Source organism: Rathayibacter rubneri, assembly GCF_023743255.1.
Taxonomy (GTDB): domain Bacteria; phylum Actinomycetota; class Actinomycetes; order Actinomycetales; family Microbacteriaceae; genus Rathayibacter; species Rathayibacter rubneri.
Genome location: NZ_JAMRYM010000117.1, coordinates 1 through 8,684, shown reverse-complemented (window position 1 = coordinate 8,684; position 8,684 = coordinate 1). Strand labels below are relative to the sequence as shown.

The following is an 8,684-nucleotide window of genomic DNA, read 5'->3' as shown; positions in this document are numbered from 1 at the left end:
GGGTGTCGGGCCGGCCCGGCCGGAGGTCGAGGACCCGGGCGGCCTGGCGTCCCGCGCTCGCCGCGCCGCCCTCCGCGCTCCCCGCCGCCACCGGCGACCCGGGACTGCGCGAGCAGATCGCCCTGCAGCTGCGGCGCTCCCGCGGTGTCGACATCACCGCCGATGACGTCGTCGTCACGAGCGGCACGGCCGACGCCGTGGCCCTGCTCGCCCGCGCCGCGGCCACCGCGCTCGGCAGGCCGGTGCGCGTCGCGGTCGAGGACCCGGGCTACCCCGCCGTCCGGAGGCGCCTGCACGCCGAGGGGCACGAGATCGTCGGCATCCCGCTCGACTCCGACGGCATCGACCTCGCCGCGCTCGCGTCCGCCCGCCCCGACGCGGTGGTCGTCACTCCGTCGCACCAGTACCCGACCGGCGGGCGCCTGGCCCTCGCCGCGCGGCTCGAGCTCGTCCGCCTCGCGGCGACCGAGGGGCTCCTCGTCATCGAGGACGACTACGACAGCGAGTTCCGCTACGTCGGCGCGCCGCTGCCCGCCCTCGCGTCGCTGGACGCGAGCGGGGGAGTGGCGCACGTCGGCTCGTTCTCGAAGACCGTGTCGCCGTGGCTCCGCGTCGCCTTCCTCGCCCTGCCCGCCGCGTCGTGGCTGCGTCCGGCGCTCGGAGTCCAGTCCCGCGAGCGCGACGCCGCGGTCTCGGGTCCGACGCAGGAGGCGCTCGCCGCCTTCATGGCGACCGGGGCGTTCCGCCGCCACCTCGCCCGCTCGAGGCGGCGGTACGCGCACCGCCGCGAGCTCGTGCGCGCCTTCTCCGCGCGGATCGACTGGGGCGAGGCGAGGGGCCTGGACGGCGGCCTGCACGTGGTGCTCACCCTGCCGGCCTCGCTCGAGGCGAGCGACGTCGCCGCCGCGCTGGCGGCCGAGGGGCTCGAGGTGGCGACGCTCGACGCGTACGCGGTGTCGGGACACGCGGATGAGTCGGCGCTGGTGCTGGGCTACGGGCACCTGAGCGACCTGGAGCTCTCCTCCTCGCTCGAGACGATCGACCGCACCGTGCGGCGCCTCGCGCACGGCGCGGGCCGGCGTGGTATCCCTGAGGGATGACCTCCGACGCTCTGCACATCACCGACGACCCGGACGCCGATGCGCTCCTGACGCGCGACCCGCTCGCGCTGCTGATCGGCATGCTCCTGGACCAGCAGGTCGCGATGGAGACGGCGTTCGCCGGCCCGCTGAAGATCGAGCAGCGCCTCGAGGCGATCGGCTCGTCGTTCGACGCGGAGTCGATCGCGGCCGTCGAGGAGGACGCCTTCTCGGAGCTCTGCCGCACTCCGCCCGCCGTGCACCGCTACCCCGCGAACATGGCCGGGCGCGTGCAGACCCTGTGCCGGGCGATCGTCGACGACTGGGGCGGCGACGCCTCCACGATCTGGACCCGCGACGAGCCGGACGGCAGGACCGTGCTCGCGCGACTGAAGGCGCTCCCCGGCTTCGGCGACCAGAAGGCGCGGATCTTCCTCGCCCTGCTGGGCAAGCAGCGCGGTTTCGAGGGAGCGGGCTGGCGCGAGGCGGCCGGCGCCTACGGCGAGGACGGCTCGTTCCGCTCCGTCGCCGACATCGTCTCGCCGGAGTCGCTGACGAAGGTCCGTGCGACGAAGCAGGCCGCGAAGGCCGCGGCGAAGTCGGCGAAGGCGGGCGGCTAGAGCCGGTCCTCGATCGCCGCGATCAGCGCGGGACGGTCCTCGCGCAGGATCGACGCACCGGCGCCGGGGACGCTGCGCACCTCGATGCCGCGGTCGGCGAGGACACCGGCGAGCGACGGGTGCGCGATCGGATCCTCCGGCAGGACGGCCAGCGTCGGCACCACCGTGGTGTCGGGAGCGTCGGCCGCGTCGCGCGCGGTGAGCCCGCCCGCCGAGGCGGGGTCCCACAGCCGGTGCGCCGAGACGTCGAGCTCGATCTGCTCGTCGGTCCAGATCGGATGGCGCCGCCGCAGCTCGTCGGCGTCGCCCTTCTCGACCCGGGTCAGGGAGCGGGAGCCGCGCAGAGCGCCGACGAGCCCTCGGGAGTCCGAGAACGCCGGGTCGAGGAGGATCAGCCGCTCCGGCCGGTACTCGTCCGCGAGGCGGGCGGCGACGACCGCGCCCAGGCCATGCCCCAGGATCAGGTCGGGTGTCTGCAGGACCGAGGCGCGCACGTCCGCGGCCCAGTGCTCGGGCGAGTAGGCGAGGGACTTCGGCGAGCCGCCGTGACCGGCGAGATCCGGGGCGATCACCCGGTAGCCGTGCTCCTGCAGCGTCGGCACGAGGGCGTACCAGGTGCGGGAGTCGGAGGCGAGGCCGTGCAGGAGCAGGGCGACGCGCTCACCCGCTCCGCCGTAGTCGCGCACGTACAGCTCGAGGGGCTCCGAGGCCCCCGCGGTCAGGGCGCGCTTGCGCTCCGAGCGGGTCGGCTCGATCACGAGGGCGTTGCCGAACACCTGCGGTGCCGGACCGAACGCGTCGCGGGCGTTCTGCACGACCTTGCGGCCGAGCATCGCGTTGCCGACGCCGCCGAGTGCCGCGCCGACGCCGAAGGGCATCGCGCGCCCCACCAGCCCGGCGCCCTGCTGGGCCAGGAAGTGCCGAGTGAAGGAGCGCTTGGCGCGATCGGCGAGCTCGCCGACGAGGAACGAGGGGAGGCCCTTGGTGACGACGGACCCCCAGTACTGGTTCAGTCCGGCGCCACCGGTGACCTGCCCGGCGACCTGGCGCACGAGCTCGCTGCCGGAGGAGCCCATCATCAGCGTGAGCACGAGAGCGCGGGCGCGCTCCGGGTCCTCGAGGCGGATGCCGTGCACCTCGGTCACCGACTGCGCGAAGAGGGCGCTCGCCTCGAGGAACCCGACGGCGCCGGCTCCCGAGAGGGCGACGGAGGCCGCGGTGCCGAGCCCGGGGACGACGGCGGTCGCTCCGATGGCCGCGCCGCCGGCCGCGACGCTCGAGAGGTACTGCCGCTCGAGCGAGGTGATGAGCTGCTCGGGGGACGCGTTCGGCCGGCGTCGGCGCAGCGCGCGGATGTTGGCCAGCACGGCCGGCCGCTGCACGGCGAGCACCCGATCGAGGATCCTCGCGAGCTGGGCCGTGTCGACGGGCCCGGGGTCCGACTGCTCGATGTCCCGGCCCTGCGCCTTCGAGCCGCGGTCCTTCGGCGCCATGTGGTGCACTCCTGCGTCGTCCGGATGCCGCCCGCGCGGCACCGCCGTCAGTCGGCGGGCGTCGGCGGTTTCGGCGCGTAGTCCTCAGCGTAACGCGCGAGGACCTGATCGATCGGTGCATCCAGCACCAGCGAGCCCTTGTCCAGGTAGAGCCCCCTGGTGCAGAAGCGGCGCAGATCGCGCTCGTTGTGGGAGACGAAGAACAGCGTCCGACCGGCGGCCAGGAGCTCCTCGATGCGCGCGTAGCACTTCTCGCGGAACGCCTTGTCGCCGACGGCCAGCACCTCGTCGACGAGGATGATCGGCTCCTCCAGCCGGGACACGACCGAGAAGGCGATGCGCACCTTCATGCCGCTCGAGAGGTGCTTGTAGGGGGTGTCGAGGAAGTCGCCGATCTCGGCGAAGGCGATGATCGAGTCGAAGCGCTCGTCGACCTCGCGCTTGGACATGCCGTGCAGCCCGGCGGTCAGGTAGACGTTCTCGCGCACGCTCAGGTCGGCGACGAATCCGCCGGTGATCTCGATCAGCGGAGCGACGCCGCCGCGGACCTCGACCGTGCCCTCGTCCGGCAGCACCACTCCGGCGACCAGCTTGAGCAGGGTCGACTTGCCCTGGCCGTTGCGGCCGACGACTCCGATGGCCTCGCCCTGGCGCACCTCGACGTCCAGCCCGCGCAGAGCCCAGAACTCGCCGGGACGCGAGCGGCGCGAGCGCCCGGCGAAGAGGTCCTTGAAGGAGCGGCGACCGCGGCGGTTGCGGCGGAACCGGATGCCCAGGCCGCGGCACGCGATGACGATCGGCCGCTCCACGGGAGCGGAGGGGGACGCGCTCATCACAGCTCCTTCAGCACGGAGCGCTCGGAGCGCCGGAAGACGATCAGGCCCACCACCAGCAGGAGCACCGAGATCAGAGCCGAGGTGAGGATCAGCGGCAGGTCGAGCTCGCTCGCGAAGAACGTGGACCGGTAGAGCGCGAAGATCCCGCTCAGCGGATTGAGCGCCGCCCACGGCTGCACCGCCTCCGGCAGATTGGCGGTCGAGTAGATGATCGGCGACGCGTAGAAGAGGAAGCGCAGCACGAGCTTGATCACCCGCTCGAGATCGCGGAAGAAGACCACCAGCGGCGCGACGAGCAGCCCGACACCGAGGGTCAGCACGCCCTGCAGCACGATCGCGACGGGGAAGAGCAGGACGGCGGGCGTGACCTCGGCGCCCGCGAGCACCGCGAACAGCACGAGGACCGGGATGCTGGCGACGAACTCGATCCCCTTGGACAGCACGATCCGCCCGACCCAGATGGTGCGGGGGATCGACGTCGAGCGCACGAGCTTCGCCTCCTTGAGGAAGGCGCGCGTGGCGTCGGAGGTCGCCTGGTTGAACCACATCCACGGCAGCAGGCCCGCAAGGAGGAAGACGATGTAGGGGTCCTCGCCGACGGAGCGGTCGAAGACCACCGTGAAGACGAAGTAGTAGATCCCCGACATCACGAGCGGGTCGAGGATCGACCAGAAGTAACCGAGCGCACTGGTGGCGTAGCGGACGGTCAGGTCGCGCCGCGTCAGCAGCCAGAGGGAGTGGCGGTAGCGCCAGGCCTTCGAGCGGCGGTGGCGCTCGGCGACGGCCGCATCGCGGGAGAGGTCGTCCCCGGGTACGACGTCGATCCGGCTCACTGCGCGCGACTCCTCACCCGGCTCCGATCGAGCCGGACGAGGGTCGGGAGTCAGACGAAGAGGTTCGCGCGCTCGAGGTCCTCGGCGAAGTCCACCTCGACGGCGTAGAGGTCGGAGATGTCCATCGGCTCGACGAGCAGTCGGTCCTGCTCGATCGCCAACTCTATGCCACGCTCGAAGTAGTCCTGGGCGTCGACCCGGGCCAGCTGGCGGATGAGCGCCGGCTTGTCGGCGGCCGACACGTAGTTGATGCCCACGGCCTCGCCGAGTCCGCCGCGGACGGTCTTGGAGAGCTCCTGGATGTAGCCCTCGGCGCTCGTCGTGTACTTGACCTCCTCGTCGGAGACCTTGGCGGTGTTGACGGTGACGAAGGAGGCGTCCTTCGCGATGAGGGCGGCGGCGCGGTCGAGGATGCGGGGGTCGAAGACGACGTCGCCGTTCATCCAGAGGACCCCGCCCTGGCCCGAGGCCTGGAGGGCGCGCAGCAGGCTCTTGGAGGTGTTGGTCTGGTCGTACTGCTCGTTGTAGACGAACGACGCCGACGGGAACGCCTCGATGATGTGCTCGAGCTTGTAGCCGACCACGATGCTCACCGGCACGGAGGTGCCGAAGGCGTGGTGGATGTTGTCGAACTGCTGCTGCATGATCGTGCGCCCGTCACTGAGCGGCGTGAGCGGCTTCGGGAGGGAGCGGCCGAGGCGGCTGCCCATGCCGGCGGCGAGGATCACGACGGTGGCGGGCGTGCTGCTCGAGCCGCCCCGGGTCGTTCCGCTGTTCGTCATCGTCTGCTCGTCTCCTCGAATTAACCGCTGCGTATCGATCTGATTGCTCCTCGGGTCGAGAGATAGTGTACAGTCCCCGCTCTCGAGGGCCAGGGTGGTTGACCTCCGCCGTGTCGCCGGGTCCGGCGCGGGGCCCGCTGGACGGGGCGGGCGGGTTGATACCGTTGCCGGATGACGTCGACGAACGCCGAGGGGTCCGAGCGCACCCCGCTCCCCGCCGATCCGGAGGACGCCGTCGATCCCGCGGTCAAGGCCCGGCCCGTCGCGACCGCGGAGGCCCCCGACGCGGCCGCCGACCCGCACCCCGTCGTCTACGAGCTGCACGCCGTCACCCGCACCTTCGGCCGGACCGTCGCCGTCGACCGGCTCGACCTGGCGGTCCGCGCGGGCACCTTCTACGGCATCATCGGCCCCAACGGAGCGGGCAAGACCACGACCCTCTCGATGATGACCGGCCTGCTCCGCCCCGACACCGGTCGCGTCCTCGTCCACGGCGTCGACGTCTGGAAGGACCCGGCCGCCGCCAAGAAGCTCATCGGCGTCCTGCCGGACCGCCTGCGCCTGTTCGACCGCCTGACCGGCGCGCAGTTCCTCTTCTACGCCGCGGCGCTGCGCGGGATCGACAGGGCGACCGCGAAGAAGCGGGCCCAGGAGCTCGCCGAGGCGCTCGGGCTCACCGACGCGCTCGAGCGCCTGATCTCCGACTACTCCGCCGGCATGGCGAAGAAGGTCGCGCTCGCCGGCGCGATGATCCACGCTCCGCGCGTGCTCGTGCTCGACGAGCCGTTCGAGTCGGTCGACCCCGTCTCCTCCGCGGCCGTGATCACCGTGCTGCGCCGCTTCGTCGCGGGTGGCGGCACGGTCGTGCTCTCGAGCCACGGGCTGGACTTCATCGAGCGCGTCTGCGACGACGTGGCCGTCATCGTGGGCGGCAGGGTCCTCGCCTCCGGAGCGGTCGAGGACGTCGCCGGCACCGCCACCCTCGAGGAGCGCTTCCTCGAGCTGGCGGGCGGCAAGCAGATCGCCGAGGGGCTGCAGTGGCTGCACGACTTCTCCAGCTGAGGCTCGACGTCCTCCTGGGGTCCTTCCGCTCCGGTCCCGCCCGCTCCGCGGGGGTCGTCCTCGGGGTCCTGGTCGCCGTCGCCGCGACGGCCGGACTGCTCGCCGCCCTCGGCGCGCTGCGCGGCGCCCCCGGGCTCGCGGCCGACGCGACCGTGGGGGGAGGCGCCCTGGTGACCGCGGGCTTCCTGGTGCTGCCCTTCCTCCTGGGGCCGCTGGATCCGATGGACCCGCGCGCCTTCCGGCTCTTCGGGATCCCCAGTGCCCGCCTCGCGGCGATGCTCGCTCTCGCGGGGCTGATCTCGGTGCCGGTGCTCGCGCTCCTCGTGGTGGCCGTCGCGCTCGTCCCGCTCTTCTCCGACGCCGGCGTGCTCGCCGTGCTCGGACCGCTGCTCGGAGTGGCCACCGCGCTCCTGTGCGCGAGGATCGGCCTCGCCGCGTCCTCCGCCCTCGTCCCGTCGCGCACCGCCCGGGAGCTCCTCGCGATCCTCGGGCTCGTGCTCCTGCTCACCGTCCCCGCGGTGATGATCGCCGTCACCGGCCTCGACTGGGGCGGAGCGGGCGTGCGCGCGCTCGGCTCCGTCGCCGCGACCCTCGGCGTCACCCCGTTCGGCGCGGCCTGGGCGATCGCACCGGCGGCCGTGGCCGGCGATCCCGTCGGGCCGCTGCTGGTGGCGCTCGTCACGCTGGCCGCCCTCGCCCTCCTCTGGTGGCTGCTCGTGCGCCTGCTCGTCGACCGGCCCGAGCGCACGCACCGTCCGCCGCGCGGGCTCCGGCTCGGCTGGTTCGACGTGCTCGGCGGATCCCCGACCGGAGCGGTGGCCGCCCGCAGCATCACCTACTGGGTCCGCGATCCGCGGTACCAGGCGTCCCTCGTGGCCGTCCCGCTGCTCCCCGTGGTCGTCCTCGTCCTGCTGGCGCTGGTCGAGGTGCCGTTCCCGCTCCTGTCGCTGCTGCCGGTGCCGCTCGTGGTGCTGTTCCTGGGCTGGTTCCTGCACAACGACACGGCGTACGACGGGTCGGCGTTCTGGCTCCACGTGGCCGCCGGCGTGAGCGGTCGGGCCGACCGCCTCGGCCGGGCGTTCCCGGTGCTCCTGCTCGGACTGCCGATCGTGCTCCTGGGCTCGCTCGCCTCGAGCGCCACGTCGGGAGTCGCCGGGGCCCTGCCCGTGCTGCTCGCCGCCAACACCTGCCTCCTGCTGGTGCCCGCCGGAGTCGCCAGCGCGGTCTCGGCGCGGCTGGCGTACCCGGCCCCCCGGCCGGGCGACAGCCCGTTCGTGCAGCCGCAGGCTCCCGGTTCCAGCGGCGCCGGCCCGCAGGCGCTGGCCTTCGGGCTCGGGCTGCTGCTGGCGACCCCGGCCGTGGTGCTCGCGGTGCGGGCGCTGTTCGTCGAGCCGGAGGCGGCGCAGGCCGCGATCCTCACGGGCTTCGGCAGCGCGGTGGTCGTCTTCACGCTCGGAGTGCTGCTCGGCGGGTGGCTCTTCGATCGCCGCGCGGCCGAGCTGGTCTCGTTCACGAGCCGGTACTGACCTCCTCCGCTCCCGCCTCCTCCCCTCCCGCTGACCTCGTGGTCGGCCGCGCGTAGGATCGGGGGCATGACGACCCGCCCCGAGAACAGCAGCACCGACCCTCTCGAGGGAGGCGGCGGAACCGCCACCCTCGACCGCGAGCTCGAGGAGCTCCTGAACCAGGAGACCATCGAGCCGGGAGATCACGAGCGGTTCTCCCACTACGTGCAGAAGGACAAGATCCTCGAGAGCGCACTGACCGGCAAGCCCGTCAAGGCGCTCTGCGGCAAGAAGTGGCTCCCGGGGCGCGACCCCGAGAAGTTCCCCGTCTGCCCCTCCTGCAAGGAGATCTACGCGCGGATGAAGTGAGCCGGGCGGCCCGGCGACCGGGCCGCCCGCTCCCGTCCTCGGCTGTCAGGCGTAGCGCGTCGGGATGACCGGGTCTCCCCGGCCCAGGCGCAGGGCGTCCTGCGG

9 protein-coding genes are annotated in these 8,684 nt (G+C 73.0%); 5 read left to right on the top strand and 4 right to left on the bottom strand.

Annotated elements, in window-relative coordinates; genetic code table 11:
- The coding region (locus tag NB037_RS17290; RefSeq protein ID WP_251947995.1) for an aminotransferase-like domain-containing protein at nt 1-1,100 on the top strand (1,100 nt) is incomplete at its 5' end.
- Nucleotides 1,097-1,699 (top strand): HhH-GPD-type base excision DNA repair protein, encoded by a 603-nt coding sequence (locus tag NB037_RS17285; protein WP_251947993.1) that lies wholly within the window; start codon nt 1,097-1,099, stop codon nt 1,697-1,699. The genes NB037_RS17290 and NB037_RS17285, both read left to right, overlap by 4 nt.
- Here NB037_RS17285 and NB037_RS17280 read toward each other — a convergent pair.
- Genes NB037_RS17280 through NB037_RS17265 form a run of 4 tightly spaced genes read right to left on the bottom strand, consistent with a single transcriptional unit; the run spans nt 1,696 to nt 5,643 of the window.
- Nucleotides 1,696-3,192, bottom strand: a complete 1,497-nt coding sequence (locus NB037_RS17280) for an alpha/beta fold hydrolase (protein WP_251947991.1) — start codon at nt 3,190-3,192, stop codon at nt 1,696-1,698. The two genes, NB037_RS17285 and NB037_RS17280, sit on opposite strands and share 4 nt — an antisense overlap.
- Before the next feature lie 47 nt (nt 3,193-3,239).
- Nucleotides 3,240-4,025 (bottom strand): ABC transporter ATP-binding protein, encoded by a 786-nt coding sequence (locus NB037_RS17275; protein WP_251947988.1) that lies wholly within the window; start codon nt 4,023-4,025, stop codon nt 3,240-3,242.
- A complete protein-coding gene (locus NB037_RS17270) occupies nt 4,025-4,852 on the bottom strand; it encodes an ABC transporter permease (RefSeq protein WP_251947997.1) in 828 nt (275 codons plus the stop codon). The genes NB037_RS17275 and NB037_RS17270 overlap by 1 nt, the downstream gene beginning before the upstream one ends.
- A gap of 59 nt (nt 4,853-4,911) precedes the next feature.
- A complete protein-coding gene (locus tag NB037_RS17265; RefSeq protein WP_251947985.1) occupies nt 4,912-5,643 on the bottom strand; it encodes a phosphocholine cytidylyltransferase family protein in 732 nt (243 codons plus the stop codon).
- 171 nt (nt 5,644-5,814) lie between these two features.
- On the opposite strand from NB037_RS17265, the gene NB037_RS17260 reads away from it, so the two are divergent.
- The 3 genes from NB037_RS17260 (at nt 5,815) to NB037_RS17250 (ending at nt 8,579) form a co-directional block, all read left to right on the top strand.
- The gene (locus NB037_RS17260) at nt 5,815-6,705 is read left to right on the top strand and encodes an ABC transporter ATP-binding protein (protein ID WP_251947983.1); all 891 of its coding nucleotides are present in this window, start codon (nt 5,815-5,817) and stop codon (nt 6,703-6,705) included.
- Nucleotides 6,681-8,231 (top strand): ABC transporter permease, encoded by a 1,551-nt coding sequence (locus NB037_RS17255; protein WP_251947981.1) that lies wholly within the window; start codon nt 6,681-6,683, stop codon nt 8,229-8,231. Before NB037_RS17260 ends, NB037_RS17255 begins: the two co-directional genes overlap by 25 nt.
- A gap of 66 nt (nt 8,232-8,297) precedes the next feature.
- Nucleotides 8,298-8,579: a DUF3039 domain-containing protein gene (locus NB037_RS17250; protein ID WP_055793615.1), complete on the top strand. Its 282-nt coding sequence runs from the start codon at nt 8,298-8,300 to the stop codon at nt 8,577-8,579.
- Nucleotides 8,580-8,684: the final 105 nt, after the last annotated feature.